Source organism: Methanocaldococcus sp. FS406-22 (genome assembly GCF_000025525.1).
GTDB lineage: Archaea > AGJL01 > Methanococci > Methanococcales > Methanocaldococcaceae > Methanocaldococcus.
Genome location: NC_013887.1, coordinates 104619 through 126196 on the forward strand (window position 1 = coordinate 104619; position 21578 = coordinate 126196).

A 21578-nucleotide genomic window follows, 5' to 3' on the forward strand; every position below is an offset into this window, starting at 1 on the left:
TTTATTTTATTATAATATATTGATAAATTTAAATATACAAATAAAAAAGTAAAAATAAAAAATTTATAAGAGGATTATTTCTTCTTTTTCTTTTTTTCTGGTTCTTCTTTCATAATAACTATTTTTTCTGCTTTAATCACAGCATTATACAGGACTATTTTTATACCTGGTGGGAGTCCAGCAAATGTTCCTGGTAAAGTCATTGTTGGGACTTCAATTCCCTCAACTTCTTCCATTTCCTCTTCTACTTCTTCTTCCTCTTCCTCAACAACTTCTTCTACTACCTCTGCTCCTATTCTTTCAGCACATGGATGTCCTTTTTCTTTTAAGAACTTAATTAATTCATCGGTTGTTTTAACGTCTTCTTCTGTAGCTATTTTATCATAGAGTTCTGGAGGTATTGCATCCTTAACCCTCTCTTTTAATTCTTTTGGCAACCAAACAACCCTCTCCCAACCACCGTCTCCCTGTAAAAACTTAGGAGACTTCATATAGGCAATGGATATACCAACAAACCCAGGGACTTGTTTTCCACCACTACACTGCCCTGCTAAGGTAGAGAATGGAATTCCCATTGGTGTTTCTCCTTTAAATCCTCTATGGGCTATTCCAAATCCATCAACCTCTGGGATGTAGAAAGCTACAGCTTCAAAACAACCACAAGATGTGCATGGCTTTTCTAATGCACTATGTAAAGTTACTTCCTCAACGGTTCCTTGCGACCTCTCTCTAACGACTTCATTTACTCCAGTGTAGATTCCTAACTTCTCATCTAAGCACTCTCCTTTTGGTATTTCGAATATCGGCCCGTTAGGGTCTATCTTAGCAGCAGCCCTTGCATCTAAGTAGTTTATACTTCCACAGAGGGAAGGTCTATCTGGTGTTATAACACAAACGTGTGTTGGAGCAAAGCTCTGACACATTACACAGCCATAGAAAACATCAACATCTTCTTCATGTAGTGCTTTAGTTCTCTCATCCCTCTTATTGTAAATTTTTCTTGCCTTTTCTAATTCTTCTTTAACCTTCTCTGGGTCAGTTATAATAATTACATCACACTTTTCAATAAATGGAAACTCTGCCTTAAACAATCTTTGAACCACTTTTCCAACATGTTCTAATCTCAAACCTTTTTTAAATGAATCTTTGTTTATTCTTATCCATACTTGGTCTCTTTGGTTTAGGTGCATTACTCCTTCAATGTAGTTAAAGAATTCGTGGATTCTTCTTTCTAACACTCCTTCTAAATCTTCCTCTAAGTTTTTACCACTAACCTCTACAATTATTGCGAATGGGTTTCTACTCCCTTCCTCCATCTCATCGATATCCTTTCCAATAATTTCAACTTTATCATCTGCTTTATCGACTACTTTTACTAACTCAAAACCATAACTCTTCGGCCCTGCAAGCTCAACATACATGTCAGGGCCTCTAACCCTCTCACCCTCATTCATCGGCCCAACAGAAACAGGAATATCGTCAAACATACACTCTCACCTTAAAGTGTTTTTACAGCTTTTCTTTAGCTTCTTCTCTCAAAATTTTTAGTATTTTCTTTCTTTTCTCCTCTTTCATTATGTCAAGTGTTTCTTCTGATACTAATAAGAGAGCTTTATCCTTACACGCCTCTATACATGCTGGAGTTATTCTATCAACATCTAAACAGAGGGTGCATTTGTGAGCAACTTTGTTTTTTATAAATATTGCTCCAATAGGGCAGGCAATTGCACACATTCCACAGGCAATACATCTTTCTTTATCTACAATTGGAATGCCTTCTTTTAGATAGATTGCATCAACTGGGCAGATTTCTTTACAAGGAGCATTTTCACACTGCATACAGAATATTGGAATGCCATCAATCTTTCTTATTCTACTCTCTCCATGAATTTCTTTGCAGATGTTTATGCAGTCATAGCATTTTGTGCATTTTTCAGGATTTAAGACAATGATTTTTGGATTCATTCTACCCCTCCAATAACTTCCTCAAATAATCTAAATACTCCTCTTTGCTGAGATTTGGGAATGAGTAGAGGGTATTTGGTTGATAATACTTGTCTATGGAGATTGTTACCACATTTGAAAACTGTTTTAGATGTGTTGCTGCCTGAGCTAAGTAATAGTAAGTTATTCCTGTGAATAGGGCTAAATCATAATCACTACTTGCCAAAAATTTCATTATAGCCATTAGATTCATTTCTTCTGGTGTTTTTATTGTCTTTAGATTATATTTCTTAATCAACTCATTGATGAGTTCTTTTTCCTCATCTTCTAAGTATTCTCCCAATATTAAGATGGGTTTTTTAGCCCTTTTAATCATCATTTTAACAATTGTTGGAGAAGTTACCTCAGCATGAGCTACATTGCTCCCAGCTGTTGGAATATAGGCTATAAATCTCTCATCCATTACTACCACCCAAACGTTAAAAAATTAATTGAAGTTAAAAAGTTTAATACAATATTGTTGGATCTTGTGGATATTTCTCCAATGGTTTCCAGCCTTTTTCTTCTAAGTAAGCCATTATCTTATCTTTCATCATGAATGGAATGTCCTTTTCAGTTCTAACAAATTTCTCTAAATCTGGAGGCATTCTTCCAAAGTATTTTTCATAGACATCAACGTAGTGGTAAATCTTGTTAGCCCTACCTTTTGGATTGTCATTTGGCCTCATACATAACTTTGGAATCATACAAATACATTCTTTGACGTTTTCAGCAGTTACAATTAAATGCTCTGGAACTGGCTCTATCTCTAAAATCTCTCCAGTTTTTTTGTCTTTAACTTTAAATTTCTCTCCATTGCTTAAATACAGCCTTCTATACTTAGCCCCATGCGGTCCTAAAATGACAGGAATTCCCCATCTATTGACTCCAGTAGCTATTGCCGCAGCCTTTTGGCTCATTGCCCCCCAGGCAACCCCTACTGCTCCAACCTTGTTTAGTATGTAATCAGCAACTTCAGCATAGTTTCCTCTTAATGGAACTTTAGCAAAGATATTGGCAATTTTTATAGCCGCTCCAGTTATGTGGCAATTTGATAAACAAGAACCACAATTTACAAGTCCTCCAGCTCTAAACTCACCTGGATATTTCTCATATAGTGTTTTTCCATCCTTGTCTTTCCACATTCCAATTGCCATTGCCGCACAACCAGTTGCTACGACTATGTATTTCCTCTCCAAGAACTCCTTTGCAATCATTGCTACTTCTTCCTCACCATTTGGATGATTTGAACAACCAACTAATGCAACAACTCCAGGAATATCTCCAAATACAATTGGAGCACCAACACTTCTGATTTCAACATCTTTTATAGGCCCTCTACCAGCCCTTATCTTGAACTTTAAGTCTTTATAGTAAGCTTCTCCAACCTTTGTTGTCATGCTAACTATTGGTAGATTTCTTGGACAGATAGCTTCACATCTTCCACAGCCATAACATCTCTTATACAAATCAATAAAGCCTTCAAAATTGCCCTGCTTTGCTAAAACCATTGCCTCTTTAACCTTAAATGCATTTGGACAGTTTCTGTTACACCATCCACATTCAGTGCATTGCTTTGCCAACTCAACAACTTCATTTAAGTTGGGTAGGGTTTTTTTGTCCTTTCTCTCCTTGGCAACTATCTTAGCAAGTTCAACAGCAACTTTTCCTACTTTTTCCTCATCTAAGAGTAAAGCTGCTCTATTCCTTAATATATAGCCAATAATTTCATCTTCATCCATGTGGGAAACGTCCTCTAAACCTAAACACATCTTCTCATTTGTTGCTATCAAGACAGCCCCTGTTTTTAAAACTTCTTCTAAGATATCTGTCCTAATACACTGCTCATCTACAATTACAACATCTGCGACCCCACTTCTCACAAACATCAACTGCCTTGATAACGGCCCAACAACCTTTGGTTTATCTGAAACCCTTGTAATGTCTATAGCAGTACAGCAGATTCCACAAACCTCTACCTCATCTTCCATGTTATTATCTTCTAAATATTCCAATATGTAACTACCTGGAACTACATTATGCCCTATACACAAGATCACTGGCTTACTTTTATCAATACAACCAAATCCTAACTCTATTAATGGAGCATCCTCATCCCCTTTTGGCATGTTGTAAGCTACTATCTGGGCTATATCTCCTGCTTCTCTTGCCAAATCATCAATCATTCCTGCATGTAAAGCTTTACTCTCAAAGTCTAAGTAATTTCCCTCTTGCCCAGTATGTGCAGCTGATAAGAGATGAGTTATCTGCTCCTCACAGTAATCTAAGATTTTTTCTAAATCTCCAAGTGTTTTTGGTTTAATGCCAGTTACTGTCCTTGCTATTGGTGCTTCAACCTCTATCTCATTGCCTAAATCTATTGGATAATCTCTTCCCAATTTCTCAATTAAGTGGTGGACTAAATGCCTACTATGCCCAGCATGACATGCCGCTCCAATACAGCAAGCAATTAAAACAATCCTTGCCTGCTGAGCTTTGATATTCAAACCACAAGCCCCCTTCTTCCCTCTGCTTAAATCACACTTTCCAAATGTACAGAGACAACACAAATCACAGATTGGCATGTAAAATGGGGGATATCTTTCTAATAGCTTAAAATCCCAATGTCTTAATGTGGGGATTTTTGGCATTGGAGTAGGTCCCATAGGCTCCCATTCTTCTTCTCCTTCTGCTTCTCCAAACTTTATACTCATGGATATGTTTGCGTTTTTCATCTTAACTAAAGGTGTGAGAAGTTTTTTGATGTCCATTTCCACGTTATTTCCCATAATCATCACTTCTTAATTGTCATGATTAATCATTATAATTTAAGGTTAGTTTTTAAAACTTTAATATATAAAGTTTGTTATGACTAAATCCAAATTTGGTATGAAAATAAGGATTAAATTTTCCGCTTAACAAAAAATTACGCATTTCAAAAAATGCTTTGCAGTAAAATTTCAAAAATGAGTATCTATTAATTTGAAAAAATAGATAAATGTGGAATAAAAATATAAAAATAAAGTTAGGAGAACATTACTTTTTCACATTGAGATTTATAACAATCTTGACGTTTTTCATGATAATCTGTATTCCTCCTTCTTTTGCTAACTTAGCTATTAACTCACCAACTTCAATGCCCTCTTTTTCCTCTTCAACCACTTTGATTTCTTCTTCTTTTTCTTCTTTCTCTTCTACTTCTTCAACAACATCCTCTGTCTTCTTAACTATTGGATGTCCTTTTTCTTTTAAGAACTTAATTAATTCATCGGTTGTTTTAACGTCTTCTTCTGTAGCTATTTTATCATAGAGTTCTGGAGGTATTGCATCCTTAACCCTCTCTTTTAATTCTTTTGGCAACCAAACAACCCTCTCCCAACCACCGTCTCCCTGTAAAAACTTAGGAGACTTCATATAGGCAATGGATATACCAACAAACCCAGGGACTTGTTTTCCACCACTACACTGCCCAGCCAAAGTTGAGAAAGGCAAACCAAATGGTGTCTCTCCTCTAAAGTTTCTATGTGCAACTCCAAATCCATCAACTTCTGGAATATAAAACACTATGGCCTCAAAGCATCCACAAGATGTGCATGGATTTATTAAAGCACTGTGTAATGCCATCTCTTCAACACTTCCTTGCGACCTCTCTCTAACGACTTCATTTACTCCAGTGTAGATTCCTAACTTCTCATCTAAGCACTCTCCTTTTGGTATTTCGAATATCGGCCCGTTAGGGTCTATCTTAGCAGCAGCCCTTGCATCTAAGTAGTTTATACTTCCACAGAGGGAAGGTCTATCTGGTGTTATAACACAAACGTGTGTTGGAGCAAAGCTCTGACACATTACACAGCCATAGAAAACATCAACATCTTCTTCATGTAGTGCTTTAGTTCTCTCATCCCTCTTATTGTAAATTTTTCTTGCCTTTTCTAATTCTTCTTTAACCTTCTCTGGGTCAGTTATAATAATTACATCACACTTTTCAATAAATGGAAACTCTGCCTTAAACAATCTTTGAACCACTTTTCCAACATGTTCTAATCTCAAACCTTTTTTAAATGAATCTTTGTTTATTCTTATCCATACTTGGTCTCTTTGGTTTAGGTGCATTACTCCTTCAATGTAGTTAAAGAATTCGTGGATTCTTCTTTCTAACACTCCTTCTAAATCTTCCTCTAAGTTTTTACCACTAACCTCTACAATTATTGCGAATGGGTTTCTACTCCCTTCCTCCATCTCATCGATATCCTTTCCAATAATTTCAACTTTATCATCTGCTTTATCGACTACTTTTACTAACTCAAAACCATAACTCTTCGGCCCTGCAAGCTCAACATACATGTCAGGGCCTCTAACCCTCTCACCCTCATTCATCGGCCCAACAGAAACAGGAATATCAAATTCAACTACTTTAACCTCAACACCTTTCATTTTTAGGGCATTTTCAACTATGTTATCAATATCTGAGCTTTCTAAGGCTTTTTCTATAACTGGAACTTCATTGTTTGTTATAACTGGAACTCCAGCCTTTATACATCCAGCTCCCGCTGCTAAGGTTATATTATCTAAAGGCCCTAAAGCCACAACAACTGCAGGAACTCTATTTTTTAAATAATCTATGATTTCATCAGCTTTTCCAGGTTCAATTCCTCCAAATATTAATGGGGCTCTTATAGCTAAGTTTGCTGCATGTATTGCTGAAGTTATTTCCTCTCCAACAGGGACAAGGAGTTTATCTAAACCATACTCAATTCCAGCCTCATCCATCTCTTTAACTATATCTCCAACTAACAATGCCAAGATGTTTCTCTTCTTTATGTCATCTATGAGCTTTTTTAGCTTCTCTTTATCACCAACTTTTCCAATAACAACCAAAATAGCTGGAATTTTCCCCTCTACGAGAGGGACTCCTAAACCTCTTAAGATATCATCTGGAATAAAGCCAACGTATGGCTCTTTGTAAGGTTTATCACTCTTTGCGTATTTTAACGCCTCAATTGTTTCTGCACATATCAATGTTACAACTCCAACATCTAAGGCATTTTCAAGGGTTTCTTCATCTTTTATTTCAAGTGAGTTGATTAATTCCTTCAAATCTTTAACTGTTTCTATCTTTTTTCCCAGGAGACCGTATATAATTGGCAGGTTGTAATTTGTTCCTGGATATGATACTTTTAAGTTCTCATCTTCTTTCTCTAGGATGTCTTTTGTTAATTTTAGAACTGTTTTTCCTCCTTCTATTATGTTGCTCACAACCATCATTTCACCATATAAATGAATCTTCAAATATTCAAATGTATTACACATAGTGTTTAATTTTAAGTTTGTGCATTACTATATAATAGTGGTTACGCAATACGAAATTTTTATAGAGGGTATTTTCTAAAAATTATAAAGCGAGAAATGAAAATAGCAAAAACTTAATTATTAATTAAAAATTTTTATGACTTGCAAAATAGAAAAAAGGGCTTTTTTAAATGTTTCTATTTGATTTTCTTAGTAATATTTAATTTTTTTATTTATTATTTAGTAATAAAATTATATTGGCATCTTACTACCATCTTTAAATGTTCTCAAAACGAGGGTTACTTTACACCCGTTAACATTAACTAATGGGTATATTTTTTCTGCTAAAAAGTTTCCTAAGCTTTCTATATCCTTTAAAATTGCTATACAAACGGCATCATATTCTCCAGTAGTTTGATAGAGTTCGACTATTTCGTCAAGCTCTTTTAATTTATCGAGGGTTTCTTCAACCTTAGATGGTTTAATATACAAGCCCAATATAGCGACTACTTCAAATCCCAAATTTTTTGGATTTATGGATGCATGGAAACCTGTTATAATTCCTTTTTCAGTTAATCTTTTTACTCTATTTCTTACTGTTCCCTCGCTAATTCCCAATTCTCTCCCGATTTCTCTAAATGATTTTCTGGCATTTTCATTTAAAATCTTTAGGATTTTTAAATCAATCCTATCAAGCATTCAATCACCAATACAACTTATCTTCAATTTTTACCAAAAATTCACAGTATTCATCACCCTTACCACAACATTTTATTTCAATGACATTGACTTTTCTTCTTAGCTTTTTCTCTAAAGTTCCAGCTATCAGCCCAGCTTCAAAGTGGCAGAGGGTTGTGCCAACATTTGGGACATTGTGGCAAGATATACAGTCTCTTAAAATTAGTATCATTTCATCTTCTTCAACTTTTTTTACTTCTAAGATGCCAATCCTTGCTTTCTTTAATATCTCTGCAAAGCTTTCAAGTAAATTGGATTTATCAACATACCTTGATATAACCTCTCTACCAATATCTTTGCCAATATTGTAAATTATTGCCTCAATCCCACATCCAGCAGTTAAAACTCCTATTCTTACTGCTTGGAAGATGGATAGGGGGATTAAATTACCTAAAGCTCTCTCTGATGGATTATTGTTTATTAAATCTTCAATATCTTTTTTAATTTTTTTATGCAAAAGCTCTTTGTCCATTTTAACATCCCCCATGCAGTCAAAGAATTTATATAATAAGATGGGGTTATTTCATTAATAAAACTTATTTAGTTTGATAACATGCTTAGAGATATCGCATTTGAATTTTTTATAATGATTGCCTTAGGTATTTTTATAGGTTACATCATAGCAGAATACACAGATAACAATTTATGGATAGTTGTATTTTTATTATTCGGTATTTTTTGCGCATTTGGGAGATTATTTAAGATGATTAAAGAGTATGAAAAAAGGTGATTTTGTTGGAAAAAACACAGGAAAAAAAGGCAAATAAAGGAGAGGAGCTTATAGTTAAGGAAAAGGCTGAAACAAACTGGGATTATGGCTGTAATCCATATGAAAGAAAGATAGAGGATTTGATAAAATATGGTGTTGTTGTTATTGACAAGCCAAGAGGGCCTACCTCTCATGAGGTTTCAACATGGGTAAAGAAGATTTTAAAGTTGGATAAAGCTGGACATGGTGGAACATTAGACCCTAAGGTTACTGGTGTTTTGCCTGTTGCATTAGAGAGAGCTACAAAAACAATACCAATGTGGCACATCCCACCTAAGGAATATATTTGCTTAATGCATCTACATAGGGATGCTTCCGAAGAAGATATATTGAGAGTTTTTAAAGAATTTACAGGAAGGATTTATCAAAGACCACCATTAAAAGCAGCTGTTAAAAGAAGATTGAGAATAAGGAAGATTCATGAGTTAGAGTTATTAGATAAAGAGGGTAAGGATGTTTTATTTAGAGTTAAATGTCAATCTGGGACTTATATAAGAAAGTTATGTGAAGATTTAGGGGAAGCGTTAGGGACATCTGCCCACATGCAAGAGTTAAGGAGAGTTAAAAGTGGATGCTTTGAGGAAAAAGATGCCGTTTATTTGCAGGACTTAGTTGATGCTTATGTATTTTGGAAAGAGGATGGGGATGAGGAAGAGTTAAGGAGAGTTATAAAACCAATGGAGTATGGATTGAGTCATTTAAAAAAGGTTGTTGTTAAGGATTCTGCTGTTGATGCTATTTGCCACGGAGCAGATGTTTATGTTAGAGGAATAGCTAAATTGAGTAAGGGTATTGGTAAAGGGGAGACAGTTTTAGTTGAGACTTTGAAGGGAGAAGCTGTAGCTGTAGGAAAAGCTTTAATGAACACAAAAGAGATTTTAAATGCAGATAAAGGTATTGCTGTTGATGTTGAGAGGGTTTATATGGATAGAGGAACTTATCCAAGGATGTGGAAGAGGAAGAAGTAGTTTTTAGAATTACAGAAAATTTAACATAATTATTTTTTTGGTGTGATTATGAGAGTTGGGATCACAGCAATAGTTCCACCTGAAATTATTTACTCAACCAATCATATTCCTTTGGATTTAAACAATTTTGTTCCCCAATCTAATGTACATCCTAAAAATAAACTGTGTGCTTGGACTGCTTCATGGAGAGAGTTGATTTTAGAGGATAAAATTAAAATTAATAAATTAATTGTTGTTGCTGGAGGAGATTGTCAAAATTCCCTTGTTGATGCTGAAAAGATAGAATTGAAGAAAAAAATTCCTACGCATTATTTCTTTTATCAATTTGGAGATAAAGAACATTTTGAAAATGAAATAAAAAAACTTATTGATTTTTTAGGAGGGGATGTTGATAAAGATATTTTAAGAGAAGTTTATAAAATAAAAAAACTTGCAAAAAAAGTTGATGAATTGTGCTATAAAGATAAAATAAATGGGAAGGATGCATTTTATACCACAATTTCTGCAAGTGATTTAAAAGGAAACCCAAATGCATACAAAAAAGAGATTGAAAATTTATTAAACAATGAGGAGAATGTTGAATATAGGTATAGAATTGCTTTAATTGGCATACCACCAATTTTTAGTGATTTTTATGAATATCTGAATGAAATAAATGTGCATTGTGTTTATAACGAATTACCTTATGAGTTTGTGAGGATGGGAGGAGACTCAATAAAGAGTATAGTAGACACCTATTCAACATACACGTTTGCCAACCATATAACTAAAAGAATAAAGATTATAAAGAGAGAATTAAAAAAGAGAAAGGTTGATGGAATAATCCACTATACACAAATGTGTTGTCATCATAAGTTAGAAGATGAAATCCTCAGAGAATTTATTGATTACCCTATGCTGACAATAGAGGGAGATATTCCCCAAAAAACACCCGAACAAGTGAAGTTAAGAATAGAAGCATTTATAGAGATGTTGGGATAGCTATGATGGGTATTGACGTTGGCTCAACACACATAAAAATTGCGGATGGGAAAAGTTTTAAAAAATATCCAATAATTAAATTAAATGAAATATTAAAAAAGTACAATAACGATGATGTTTTTGCAACAGGATATTTTAGAAAGAGGTTTAAAAATCACATAACTGAAATTACTGCTGCTATATATGGAGTTGATAAAGAAATTGATGTTATAATTGATGTTGGTGGGCAGGATACAAAGATAATAAACACAAAAACATTAGAGTTTGTGATGAATGATAAATGTGGAGCGGGGACTGGATTATTTTTACAAACCATAGCTATGTATTTGAATGTCCCTATCGAAGATTTTGGTAAGTATTATTCAAAAGATCCCTTAAAGTTAAATAATACTTGTGCTGTTTTTTCGATTTCTGAAATCATCAATTATCTTGTAAATGGTTATAGCATTAAAGATATCATAGCATCTGTAAATTACACTATAGCAAAGAAAATAGCCAATATGAATCCATATGAATGTGAAACTATTGCTCTAATTGGTGGAGTAGCAGAGAATAAGGCATTTGTTAAGTATTTTAAAGAAGTTACTGAGAAAGACGTTTACATTCCTAAAAATCCACAGTTTATAAATGCAATAGGGGCGAGAAAATATGGAATTGAACACTCAGCAAAAAATAATCTTTGAAATTTATGATTTGTATAAGAGATTTGAGTTGATGATAAATAACAATAGAAGCAAAACCAAAAAACAAATAGAAAAGATTAAAAATGAAATTATAGTTAAGGATATTAATGATGTTAGTTATGTTGATAGGGTTCAGGAAATTTTGTTGAATTATAGAGAGATTTGGGGTTTTGTTCATAAATCATCAATAAAACAGTGGATTACAACTTCTAAAACTATAAGTGTAGCTGGAATGTTTCATAAAGACAATTTAATTGGGGTTATGGTTTATGGGGAAAAACCAAGTTACCTCAAAATTAATTATATTGCAGTTAATAAAAGATTCAAAGACAATTCCCTTGGAGGATATTTTATCTCATTTTTAGAGAAAAAAGCTAAAAAATTACAAAAGAAGAAAATATATGCTGAAGTTCCAGGAGATAATGAGGGAGGATTGGGATTCTTCATAAAAAATGGATTTATAATTGAGGGTATTTTGAAAAATCATACAAGAGGTGGTAAAGATTTAGTATTAATGGCTAAATATTTAGAGGGATAAACATGGTAGAATTTTTTGCATCATTAACGATTTCTGCAGGAGAAATTAAAAAAATGGTTGAACTTTTAAAGAAACATGAACCAAAAAAATGGGTTTTTGAAAATGTGATTTTTACACCTTTGGTTTCATCGGAAAGTACTATAAAAGAAATTAGAAATTTAAAGAGAAAGTATAAAACCACTGTTATGTTTGATAGTGGAGGTTATTATGTTCAACAAGAAAAATTTGAAATATCTCAACTATTCTCGTTTTTAAGGGAATTTTATAGAACTAATAAATGGGGAGATTGGTATGTCTTACCAGATTCTCCACCAGTTTCCTCTGATGCTGTAGATACTGCCTGGGGTAAAGTTTATGAAACTGTATATTTTGCGAAAAGTTTTGCTGAAGAATTTAATGGGAAGATGGAGAAAAAGTTTATCCCTGTTGTTCAGGGCGTTAATAGGGATATGATTCATTATTGTGTTAAAAATTATGCTGATTTAAATGTTAGAAGAATTGGCTTTGGAAGTTTTGGAACTTGTGGGAAAAGGAATCAAATTAATAGACTTACAAAAGACAGTTTAGAAAATCTAAGATATTTATCCAGGTTAGCAAAAGAATATGGATTCGAGTTGCATGCCTTTGGTATTGGTGGGGGAAGTTCTGTAAATAAAATTAGGGATTATGTAGATAGCTTCGATAGTAGTAGTTGGGATAAAGCAGGGGGATTTGGGGATATATTTTTCCCAAATTCAAGAACTATTAATATAACTGGAAAATCTCCAAGAACTTCTTCAAAAAATTATATTGGATATAAGTACCTAATTGAAAAATTTAGAAATGGGCATAAATGTTACTTTTGTGAAGATTTAAGTAAGTTAAAAGAGTATAAAATATATAGATCTTTACATAATATTATAGTATTGTATGAAATGGTGAAAGAATGAAAGGGAGTTACCATATTCAGCATAATGCTAAACCAGAAATTATAAGGAAACTAATTGAATATAACCCAAATGCCAAAAAATCAGAACTAAAAAAAGCATTTCCTGAGATAAAATCAAGTATAATTGATGATAATTATACAATTATGAACAAACTCATAAACGTTAAAGATAAAAATGAAATTGAAAATATTTTAAAGATGGATGATGAAATGTTCAATAACTACCTCCATTATAAGCTTTACTCATCTAAACTACCAATTGGATGGTCTTACAGGTGCGTAATAAACATATTGTATGAAGAATATAATGGTAAAAAAATTAACTATAATGATATTGAACAAAAAGTTAAAGAAAAAGCGTTTGATGAAGAGCTAGGAGGAATATCATTTAGTAGTAATAGCGTTCGTGGGGCGATTAACTTTATAAGGTCTTTATCCCCTTCACCAATTGACGATAATAACGTTTTCAATCTTAGAGATTATTGTCAGCCACATCTATTATTGTGGGGGGTGGACTATCTTTATAAAAAACAGTGGGGAGAAGACTATGGATCATTAATGCTTTTGGATGAGGAGAAAGTTGAAGAACTTTCTAAATTTTGTTTAATTAAAGATGATATATTAGATGATTACCTAAAAGAACTTGATTTTATGTATGATTTTGTCGAAATATCTATAAAAGCGTTTGGAAGATATGTGAGATTGAAAAGAACATGGAATTTTAGTGATATTTTATAAAAGGGGGAGGGGTATGGATTACATTACACTAATAAATTACATAAAGAGAAATTATTCCTCTAAATTCTTAACTGATAGTCAAAAGGAAGCATATAACAAATTAAAAAAATTTCTTTTATTTGATAATGTTGTAAATCTTTATGGAAAAAGTGGGGTTGGAAAAACGTTTTTAGGATGGGTGTTTGCAAAAGATAATAACTTTATTTATTTTAAAACTGAAGAAGAGTTCAAAAAATACAAAACAACAAGAAAAATGAATGTAATTATTGATAATGGTGAACTAAATGATGGAAGAAATATTAGGAGGTTAATTTCTCTAAAGGCAAATAAGGCAATTTATATTTCAAAAGGAGAAACTTTAGATTACAGTGTAAAGCTAACATTGAACTGGCGTGATGTTGAACATGTTTTAGAGAATATCTCTCCAATTATTGAGAAAAATAAAAATATATATATTGACAACTTTTTTGATAGTGATTTAAATTTATGGAAAGTATTTAAGGTGATGACATATGGATATTAGCTTATTGGAATACATAATAAATAAGAGTCCTGTTATAGACACCTATTCTGCTGAAAACTTAATAAATGAACCAAATTTAGTTGTGGATAAATATGAAAGCCACTTAAAAACATATATAAAGGTTGATGATGAGGAATTTGATAAAAGATTTATAAGGGAAATTAAAAAAGGAAAAACAGTAAAAGGCTATATTTCAGCTCCTTATGGTTATGGAAAGACAAGTAAAGCCTTGAGTTTGTGGGATTATTGTAAGAAAAATAACATCCTTGCAATTCCTCCATTTAAATTCGATGGAAAACTTGATACAATAATGGATGCAGTTTATGGTTGGACAAGATATGTTTACAAACTTAAATATCCTGAGTATTTAGACAAAATTGAGAAAATTTATAGAAAATATAAGGGTCTAAGTATAGAAAAAGAAATTGAATATTTAATGAAAAATAGAAATTTAACGGAAAATGAAGCTAAAGAGATAGTTTATGATCTTTTAAATAGGGGGAAATTAATTGTATCAATTACACCAAAAGATCTAATGAATTTCTTAAAGGAAATGAATGAAATCATAAAAGAACATTTTGAAGGTATGGCAATTTTCGTTGATGAAGTTCAGGGAATAAAAAATATGGAAATTATAAATAACTTAAGAAACTTTATTTTTGAGTTAAGCATTAACAACATAGGTTTAGGTATTTTGTTTATAATTCCTGATTATCAGGAGGAAGATTTAAACATAAGAGCTGGAGATCTAATTGATAGACTACGAAAAGATGGATTTTATTTAAATTTAGTAAATATATATAGTGTCAATTTCGCAGAGGACTTATGGAAAAAATACGGAGAACTTTTACAATTTAACCCCTATGATATCATAACAGAAGATTGTTTAAGAAGTATTGGAGAGATATCATCAAGAGAAGATTTAGGAAAAGGTCCAAGAACAGTTATAGGAGCGTTTAAATGTGCATGTATGAAATATAAAGAGAAATTTGAACCATATACAGTGTTTGATTTTATTAATGATATCTTAAATGGAGAGATTAAGTTTATACACCAAAAGTTTTTAGATGCTTTAAATGAAGGACTATCATTAAAGAAAGTTGATTCAGACAAAAAGAGAAAGGTTATTAAACTTGTAGGAGCATTTCCAAGAGGAATTTCCGAAGAAAAAATAAAAGATTATGGATTATATGATGAATACGAGGAATTGTCAAGATTTTACTATGGAACAGAAATCGTTTATGCACTTGAAGGATATACTCTAAAAGGTCTTCTAAAAGGTGAAACAGCTACATATGTTGAACAGCATATAAGAAAATTTAGAAGCATATTTAATGAGTCTTGGGAAGGAGAAATGATTGACGCATTCATAACTTATATATTACCTGAGATATTTCCAAGGAAAAAAGGAAGTCAAATCATGGGTTGGAGAATAGATGAAAAGTATCCTATAGTTGGGGGGTATTATCACCAATTAACAGGAACATTTAATCCGAAATATCCATTTAGAACTATTGGAGTTTATTCCTTACGATATGATACTAACGAAAAGGAGAATACATTGGTAGATGTTGAATTTAGGTTTATATTAGATAAAAACTGTAAGAATAATGATTTAGTTATTGATTATAGAAATGGCGAAGTAATTTTTAGATTTAATGTTTTAAAGAAAGTTGGAGAAGATAAACTTCCAGGAGATCTGAAAAAACTCCAACAATATGTTAAACCGCAAGAAGTAACCCCAATGTTTATGCTATGTCTATTAAATTATTTTGACAAGATAAAAGAAAAAGAAGATGAATATGCAAAGCATGAAAGTGAGATTAATGCACTAAAATCAATTCTAATAAGATATTTGAAGAGATTTTTGTTTTCTGATGATTTGGTAGAGAAATATAATTTAAGAAAACGACAGGAAAAAATCGTTGAAGAAGTATTTAACAGAATTTGTGAATATAAATTTAGAGATTACAGCACACTAATACATTCCCCTAACTGGCATAAAGATTTGGAGAGATATAGAATTTTATTAAATTCATTATCAATTTCGAAAAGAAGAGGAGAAGAATTTGAAACCACTAAAAAGAAATTGGTTTCTATATTAACAGGTAGTAAAAATCCAAATGTTGCAGGATTTAAAGAAGAATGTGAATACGGTAAGTGGAAGGATTTAATTAATTTAAAACATTGGGGAAAAGATGAAAAAATTAGAGTAGAGTTGAAGAAACATCCACTTGAAGAAATGATATTAAAAGAATTTATTGAAAAGTGGATACAGCCAATAAGTGTTGATGAAATAGTTAGTTATGGAATGAGTTTAGGATACATCCCAGAAGAAGTTGAAGAAATTTTAAAAATCCTTGAGAGTAGAAGATACATTGAAATTAACAAGGGATATGTCTTCAAATCTAGAGAAATAACAAATACTGATGTTCTAAATAAATTTGATGAAGTAGAAAATCTTGCAAAAAAAGTAGTGACTCTCTATATGAAGTATGGGAAAAACGTTCCTAACATACTTGTTAAACATTCAAAAAGAGAAGAGATCAAACAACAAACTGATCCTGATTTGTTATATAAAGAGCTAGAAATTATTGAGAGTTGGGAGAAGTCATTAAAGGAATATCTTAAAACTATAGAGAATGAAATAAAAAATGATAAAGAAGAATTGATAAATAAAGTGCTAAAAATAGGGGAAAAAATAGATGACCTGAAAAATAAAATAGATAACATAAAAGAAGAGATTATTAAAACTCACTATTCATTGGGAGGAATCGTCAGGCATTTGGAAGAGCAAATAAAAATAACAAAAAAGAAATGCAACAAAATATCAAAAGATCTACTAATACTGAAAGAAAAAATAAATTCTACAAGAGATCTTGAACCTCTTGCTGAATGTCTAAATGAAGCAAAGAAAACATTTAAAAATCTGAATTATGAGTATGAGGATGTTCTTACAAAATACAATAAATTTAAATCATGGTTAGGGATTTTAAGAAAATTGGAAGAATTATATGAAAAAATTGATGTTTATAGAGATTATATTGACATCAAAGAAGAACATGATAAATTCAATGAATTGATAGAAGATATAATCCAAGGATTTGCAAGAGAAGGGGCAGATTATTTAGATATGGATAGAGACGTAGAAGAGGACATAAAGTTAATAGACGAGAATATAAAGAAAAAAGAAAGAAATCTAAGAAATGAATTTAATAAGATACAAGAAGAAATAAGAACGAAAATGAATATATTAGCTCAAACGTTAAAACCATTGAACATTCAGCATTATTCATATAGGGAAGCATTCAGTATTGAAGATAGAGAGACAGCATATCAAAATCTAGTAAGAAATGTAAAATCATATATAAAAGAAGTTGTAGATAAGTTAAATGATCAAGTTAATCATCTAAAAGCAGAAGTTGAACTTAGATTAAATAATAATGAAAACTATATCTCTAAATTGAAAGCAATAGGAGAAGAAGTAGAGAATATAGATATCGAAGTTATAGATAAAGACAACTTAATGGAATCTGTTGAAGAAATAAAATCCAAAATACTTGATATTTGGGAAAATTTAGAAAAAGTTAGAAAAGAAATAAAAAGAGAGATCATTGAAAGAAGTAAATCAGAAAAATCTGAGGAAGAAATAAAAATAATTGAAATATTAAACAAATATGGTGAGATACCAATTGAAAAACTCTCAAAATATTTAAATATGGATATTGAGGGGACTTTAAAATGGTTATTAAAAATGGAAAATGTAGAAATAATTGTAAGGAAGAAATAAAGAAAATAAAAACTCCTTGTTACTTGAAAATAAAACATAAACTTTCTCTTCTATTTTTTGATTTTGAAGAAATATCTTATGATGATTTTTGGAGTATGATTGATGATCCAAATATTGAAATTGAATATAAGAAGTACGTAATATTGGACAAATTTGATGATCGACTACCAATTTATGAAATAGATCATAATCCTTTTACAGGGGAATTAAATAAAATCTTGAAAGAAAAATATCATCTAATTGAAAATTATATCAAGACACAAAAAGATGTTAAAGAGATTATAATCTCTAAAGTAAACAAAAGAACTCCAAAAACAGTTGTTTTATATTTAATAGATGGGTTATCTTATGTTGATTATGTCGAAGCACAAATTCCTTATGAAGGAGAACCAATATTCGTTAATGGAGAAACATCAACTAAAAATGGTTTAATGAATATCATTTATGGAAAAAATAACATTCCAATTGCAAAAGAGCTCCAAAAATTTGGATATAGGTGCTTTGGACAGACATATTGGAATAGGAAAAATGAACTAACAGATATTTTGTTTAGATATTTTAATGAAAAATACATTTTTCACAGTGATGAAGAAATCTACAATGTAATAAATAAATACAGATCATCAAAAAAATATATCCAGATATATAGGGGAGGGTTGGATGAGTATGCACATAAATTGAGAGACATTAGTAAAAAATCCATAATTAACAAAATAAAAGAGATATTTGAAGATATAAATAAGCTAAATGATATTTTAAATAACATAAAAGAACCATATTTAGTCGTAATTACTTCAGATCATGGTATAAAGTGGAATTTTGAAGATCCTCATAAAAAAGGCAACCATAAAGAACTTACATTTGAAACGTGTTTTGTGCCTTTAATTATAATTGAGGGATAGTATGCTATTCATAGGAAGAGAAAAGCTAAAAGACAGATTAGGCAATGATATTTATATAGATGCCTCAAAATCCCATGCAATTTTTATTTGTGGTAAAAGAGGTAGTGGGAAGAGTTACACATTGGGAGTTTTAGTCGAAGAACTTCAAGAAAAGTATCCAGATTATTTAAAAATTATTATCGATCCAATGGGGATATTTTGGACTATGGTAGAACCAAATGAAGAACAAGAAGAAGAACTTTGGGATTGGAATTTGTATGCTGAAGGATATCCAGTTAAACTAATAGTTCCCGGAGAAATAGAGGAAAGGTTTGATGAAGATGTTATAAGAGAGTTAGAAAATAGGGGAATAGAGTTTAAAAAACTTCTTTTAAATCCTTCTGATATCTCAGCAGAGGGGTGGTGTGATTTATTCAATTTAAATATAAACGAAATGATGGGAATAGCCTTGTATAGAGCAATTGATAATATTGAGAAAGATTTTTTCACAATAGACGATATTATTTATGAGGTTGAAAGAGATACAAAATCAAAGGAATCTACAAAAGAAGCATTAATAAATCGTCTAAACATGGCAAAAAAATGGGGAATTTTTTCAGATGAATACATCCCAATAGAAGATATTTTTGAAAGAAATGCAATAAATGTAATTGATTTAAGTGTTATTGAAAGCGGAAGATATGGACTGAGAGATTTAATAGTATCGATAATTGCAAAATATTTATTTAATCAACGATTGAAAGCAAGAAAAAAAGAAATGCTAAATTTACAATCAAAAATGCCAAAAGTTTGGTTATTTATTGATGAAGCCCATAATTTCATCCCTTCTGGGAAATCAACATTATCAAAAGAGATTCTAATAAGATGGGCAAAGGAGGGAAGACAACCAGGATTGAACTTAGTTATAGCTACTCAACAACCATCAGCAATAGATAATGAAGTTTTAAGCCAATGCGACATCATCTTTGCACATAAAGTAACAAATAGAGAGGATATAAATGCATTAAATAAGCTCAATCAAGAGTATATGGGAAAAGAGTTAAAAGTATATATTAAAGATCTAAATAAAGGAGAGTGTGTTTTTATTGATGATGAAAAAGAATTCTTAAAAATTATAAAAATAAGGCCAAGAAAAAGTAAACATGGAGGAGGAGAGAAGTAAAATATATCGGAATTTCTATGAAAAATGCTATTATGTATTATATATGGTGATTAATAATGAAATTCTTCAATAGAGAGAAAGAAATCAAAGAAATTTTATCAATCTTAGAGGGAGAGCCAAATTTAATTTATTTTATCTACGGCTCTATAAATTCTGGTAAAACTACATTAATAAAACATATCATAGAAAATAGACTAAATGATAATTACAAAGTTTTCTACATTAATTTCAGAACCTACTTAATATCAGAAAAGAGGGAGTTTATTGAAGCTATTTTCACCACTAAAAAAGATGATTTCTTTGAAAAAATAAAGGATAAATCAGAGGTTTTAAATTTGATAACCAAAGGAGCTAAGATTCTAACTGGTATTCCAATTCCTGAGATTGAATTTGATAAGTTATTTGAAGAGAAGATAAACGATGTTTTTCAGTATTTAAACAGTTTATTGTTAGCGGTTAAAAAGAGTGGGAAAAAGCCAATCCTAATATTAGATGAATTACAAATGATTAAAGATGTTGTGTTAAATGGGCAGAAATATTTATTAAAAGAGCTATTTCAATTTTTAGTATCTTTAACAAAGGAACAACATCTATGCCATGTTTTTTGTCTAAGTTCTGATAGCTTGTTTATTGAGTATGTTTATAACGCTGGAGAGTTAGAAGGAAGAGCTGATTATATTTTAGTGGATGATTTTGATAAACAAACTGCTTTAAAGTTTATTGATTTCTTAGCAAGGGAGAATAATATGGAACTTTCTGATGAGGATAAGGAATTAATCTACTCTTATGTTGGTGGAAAGCCAATTTTAATAATAAAGGTATTTGATAAGCTAAAAACAGAAAGAAAATTAAAAGATATTTTAGATACTATACTTAAAGAAGAAGCACAAAAATTAAGATACTTTTTAAAAGATCTGGACTATATAAAACCAAAAGTTAATATTGAAGATGAAGTTATTGAAATTAAAAAAGAAGACATAATTGAGGCGTTAAGATTGTTTAAAGATAACTATGAAATTAGCGATGATAAAATTCCAAAACCAGTTTATATTTATTTAATTAAAAGAAACATTTTATTCTTAGACCCTATTGAAGGGACTCTAAAACCGCAATCATTTTTAATCTGGAATGCGATAAAAAGGATTTTATAATCTTAGAATAACTGAGAGGCATTGCCGAGCAAAGCGAGGCAATGCATCGGGAGTATAACAATAGAGGGTTTCCCTCTATGCCTGCGAATGCTATAAAAAGAGTGCTATAATATATCAAAAACGGTTATGGAGGGATAACAATGAAGATAGAAATAAATGAAAACTTCTGTAAGGGATGTGATATATGTATTGTAGTATGTCCAAGAGGAGTGTTTGAGAAATCAAAAAAGTTGAATAAAAAAGGTGTCTATCCTCCAATCCCAGTGAATGCTGAAAAATGCACAAAATGCAACCTCTGTATATTACAATGTCCAGACCAAGCTATATCTATAGAGGAGTAATTAAATTTTTTAATACCCACTACACAAACTTTTTAATGGATAATAATAAATAAAACCATACTGAAGTTAATTATTTACTATACTACTTATACTA

At 31.3% G+C, this 21578-nt stretch carries 20 protein-coding genes; 13 read left to right on the forward strand and 7 right to left on the reverse strand.

The features are described from left to right. Positions 1-74: 74 nt before the first annotated feature. The 7 genes from cdhC to MFS40622_RS00645 all read right to left on the reverse strand — a co-directional run bounded on the left by cdhC (position 75) and on the right by MFS40622_RS00645 (position 8482). A complete protein-coding gene (gene cdhC, locus MFS40622_RS00615) occupies positions 75-1487 on the reverse strand; it encodes a CO dehydrogenase/CO-methylating acetyl-CoA synthase complex subunit beta (protein ID WP_012979729.1) in 1413 nt (470 codons plus the stop codon). A gap of 22 nt (positions 1488-1509) precedes the next feature. Next, positions 1510-1965, reverse strand: coding sequence for a 4Fe-4S dicluster domain-containing protein (locus tag MFS40622_RS00620; protein WP_012979730.1), 456 nt, complete (start codon positions 1963-1965; stop codon positions 1510-1512). A 1-nt stretch (position 1966) separates the two neighbouring features. Then, positions 1967-2407, reverse strand: coding sequence for a CO dehydrogenase/acetyl-CoA synthase complex subunit epsilon (gene cdhB, locus MFS40622_RS00625; RefSeq protein WP_012979731.1), 441 nt, complete (start codon positions 2405-2407; stop codon positions 1967-1969). 43 nt (positions 2408-2450) lie between these two features. Continuing rightward, on the reverse strand, positions 2451-4778 hold the full coding sequence (gene cdhA, locus MFS40622_RS00630) for a CO dehydrogenase/acetyl-CoA synthase complex subunit alpha (RefSeq protein ID WP_048197349.1): 2328 nt from the start codon (positions 4776-4778) through the stop codon (positions 2451-2453). Positions 4779-5019: 241 nt separating this feature from the next. Continuing rightward, positions 5020-7245, reverse strand: a complete 2226-nt coding sequence (acsB, locus tag MFS40622_RS09360; protein WP_083771399.1) for an acetyl-CoA decarbonylase/synthase complex subunit alpha/beta — start codon at positions 7243-7245, stop codon at positions 5020-5022. 279 nt (positions 7246-7524) lie between these two features. Then, positions 7525-7971 (reverse strand): HTH-type transcriptional regulator Ptr1, encoded by a 447-nt coding sequence (gene ptr1 / locus MFS40622_RS00640; RefSeq protein ID WP_012979734.1) that lies wholly within the window; start codon positions 7969-7971, stop codon positions 7525-7527. A 4-nt stretch (positions 7972-7975) separates the two neighbouring features. After that, positions 7976-8482 (reverse strand): V4R domain-containing protein, encoded by a 507-nt coding sequence (locus tag MFS40622_RS00645; RefSeq protein WP_012979735.1) that lies wholly within the window; start codon positions 8480-8482, stop codon positions 7976-7978. 81 nt (positions 8483-8563) lie between these two features. Between MFS40622_RS00645 and MFS40622_RS09435 the strand changes: the two genes are divergently transcribed. The 13 genes from MFS40622_RS09435 (at position 8564) to MFS40622_RS00705 (ending at position 21484) form a co-directional block, all read left to right on the forward strand. Further along, positions 8564-8740, forward strand: a complete 177-nt coding sequence (locus MFS40622_RS09435) for an AtpZ/AtpI family protein (protein ID WP_012979736.1) — start codon at positions 8564-8566, stop codon at positions 8738-8740. Beyond that, on the forward strand, positions 8737-9747 hold the full coding sequence (locus tag MFS40622_RS00650; protein WP_012979737.1) for an RNA-guided pseudouridylation complex pseudouridine synthase subunit Cbf5: 1011 nt from the start codon (positions 8737-8739) through the stop codon (positions 9745-9747). The genes MFS40622_RS09435 and MFS40622_RS00650 overlap by 4 nt, the downstream gene beginning before the upstream one ends. Before the next feature lie 48 nt (positions 9748-9795). Then, complete coding sequence (locus MFS40622_RS00655; protein WP_012979738.1) at positions 9796-10728, forward strand: 2-hydroxyacyl-CoA dehydratase family protein; 933 nt, start codon at positions 9796-9798, stop codon at positions 10726-10728. Between the two features lie 2 nt (positions 10729-10730). Next, positions 10731-11411: an acyl-CoA dehydratase activase gene (locus tag MFS40622_RS00660; protein ID WP_052292121.1), complete on the forward strand. Its 681-nt coding sequence runs from the start codon at positions 10731-10733 to the stop codon at positions 11409-11411. After that, positions 11377-11949: a GNAT family N-acetyltransferase gene (locus MFS40622_RS00665; protein WP_012979740.1), complete on the forward strand. Its 573-nt coding sequence runs from the start codon at positions 11377-11379 to the stop codon at positions 11947-11949. Before MFS40622_RS00660 ends, MFS40622_RS00665 begins: the two co-directional genes overlap by 35 nt. 2 nt (positions 11950-11951) lie before the next feature. Continuing rightward, a complete protein-coding gene (locus MFS40622_RS00670) occupies positions 11952-12878 on the forward strand; it encodes a hypothetical protein (protein ID WP_012979741.1) in 927 nt (308 codons plus the stop codon). Continuing rightward, a complete protein-coding gene (locus MFS40622_RS00675; protein ID WP_012979742.1) occupies positions 12875-13615 on the forward strand; it encodes a hypothetical protein in 741 nt (246 codons plus the stop codon). The genes MFS40622_RS00670 and MFS40622_RS00675 overlap by 4 nt, the downstream gene beginning before the upstream one ends. 13 nt (positions 13616-13628) lie before the next feature. Beyond that, complete coding sequence (locus MFS40622_RS00680) at positions 13629-14138, forward strand: hypothetical protein (RefSeq protein ID WP_012979743.1); 510 nt, start codon at positions 13629-13631, stop codon at positions 14136-14138. Further along, positions 14128-17928, forward strand: coding sequence for a hypothetical protein (locus MFS40622_RS00685; protein WP_012979744.1), 3801 nt, complete (start codon positions 14128-14130; stop codon positions 17926-17928). Before MFS40622_RS00680 ends, MFS40622_RS00685 begins: the two co-directional genes overlap by 11 nt. Beyond that, positions 17880-18830, forward strand: a complete 951-nt coding sequence (locus MFS40622_RS00690; RefSeq protein WP_012979745.1) for a hypothetical protein — start codon at positions 17880-17882, stop codon at positions 18828-18830. Before MFS40622_RS00685 ends, MFS40622_RS00690 begins: the two co-directional genes overlap by 49 nt. A 1-nt stretch (position 18831) precedes the next feature. Then, positions 18832-19992 carry an ATP-binding protein gene (locus tag MFS40622_RS00695; RefSeq protein WP_012979746.1) on the forward strand — a complete coding sequence of 387 codons (1161 nt, stop codon included), beginning with the start codon at positions 18832-18834 and terminating at the stop codon, positions 19990-19992. Between the two features lie 56 nt (positions 19993-20048). Further along, entirely contained in the window at positions 20049-21143 is a 1095-nt protein-coding gene (locus tag MFS40622_RS00700) for an ATP-binding protein (protein WP_012979747.1), read from the forward strand. 140 nt (positions 21144-21283) lie between these two features. Next, positions 21284-21484: a ferredoxin family protein gene (locus MFS40622_RS00705; protein WP_012979748.1), complete on the forward strand. Its 201-nt coding sequence runs from the start codon at positions 21284-21286 to the stop codon at positions 21482-21484. Positions 21485-21578: the final 94 nt, after the last annotated feature.

Coding starts and splice junctions, on each gene's coding strand:
- cdhC (WP_012979729.1), bottom strand. CDS start 1,487: ATGTTTGACGATATTCCTGTTTCTGTTGGGCCGATGAATGAGGGTGAG.
- MFS40622_RS00620 (WP_012979730.1), bottom strand. CDS start 1,965: ATGAATCCAAAAATCATTGTCTTAAATCCTGAAAAATGCACAAAATGC.
- cdhB (WP_012979731.1), bottom strand. CDS start 2,407: ATGGATGAGAGATTTATAGCCTATATTCCAACAGCTGGGAGCAATGTA.
- cdhA (WP_048197349.1), bottom strand. CDS start 4,778: ATGATTATGGGAAATAACGTGGAAATGGACATCAAAAAACTTCTCACA.
- acsB (WP_083771399.1), bottom strand. CDS start 7,245: ATGGTTGTGAGCAACATAATAGAAGGAGGAAAAACAGTTCTAAAATTA.
- ptr1 (WP_012979734.1), bottom strand. CDS start 7,971: ATGCTTGATAGGATTGATTTAAAAATCCTAAAGATTTTAAATGAAAAT.
- MFS40622_RS00645 (WP_012979735.1), bottom strand. CDS start 8,482: ATGGACAAAGAGCTTTTGCATAAAAAAATTAAAAAAGATATTGAAGAT.
- MFS40622_RS09435 (WP_012979736.1), top strand. CDS start 8,564: ATGCTTAGAGATATCGCATTTGAATTTTTTATAATGATTGCCTTAGGT.
- MFS40622_RS00655 (WP_012979738.1), top strand. CDS start 9,796: ATGAGAGTTGGGATCACAGCAATAGTTCCACCTGAAATTATTTACTCA.
- MFS40622_RS00660 (WP_052292121.1), top strand. CDS start 10,731: ATGATGGGTATTGACGTTGGCTCAACACACATAAAAATTGCGGATGGG.
- MFS40622_RS00665 (WP_012979740.1), top strand. CDS start 11,377: ATGGAATTGAACACTCAGCAAAAAATAATCTTTGAAATTTATGATTTG.
- MFS40622_RS00670 (WP_012979741.1), top strand. CDS start 11,952: ATGGTAGAATTTTTTGCATCATTAACGATTTCTGCAGGAGAAATTAAA.
- MFS40622_RS00675 (WP_012979742.1), top strand. CDS start 12,875: ATGAAAGGGAGTTACCATATTCAGCATAATGCTAAACCAGAAATTATA.
- MFS40622_RS00680 (WP_012979743.1), top strand. CDS start 13,629: ATGGATTACATTACACTAATAAATTACATAAAGAGAAATTATTCCTCT.
- MFS40622_RS00685 (WP_012979744.1), top strand. CDS start 14,128: ATGGATATTAGCTTATTGGAATACATAATAAATAAGAGTCCTGTTATA.
- MFS40622_RS00690 (WP_012979745.1), top strand. CDS start 17,880: ATGGTTATTAAAAATGGAAAATGTAGAAATAATTGTAAGGAAGAAATA.
- MFS40622_RS00695 (WP_012979746.1), top strand. CDS start 18,832: ATGCTATTCATAGGAAGAGAAAAGCTAAAAGACAGATTAGGCAATGAT.
- MFS40622_RS00700 (WP_012979747.1), top strand. CDS start 20,049: ATGAAATTCTTCAATAGAGAGAAAGAAATCAAAGAAATTTTATCAATC.
- MFS40622_RS00705 (WP_012979748.1), top strand. CDS start 21,284: ATGAAGATAGAAATAAATGAAAACTTCTGTAAGGGATGTGATATATGT.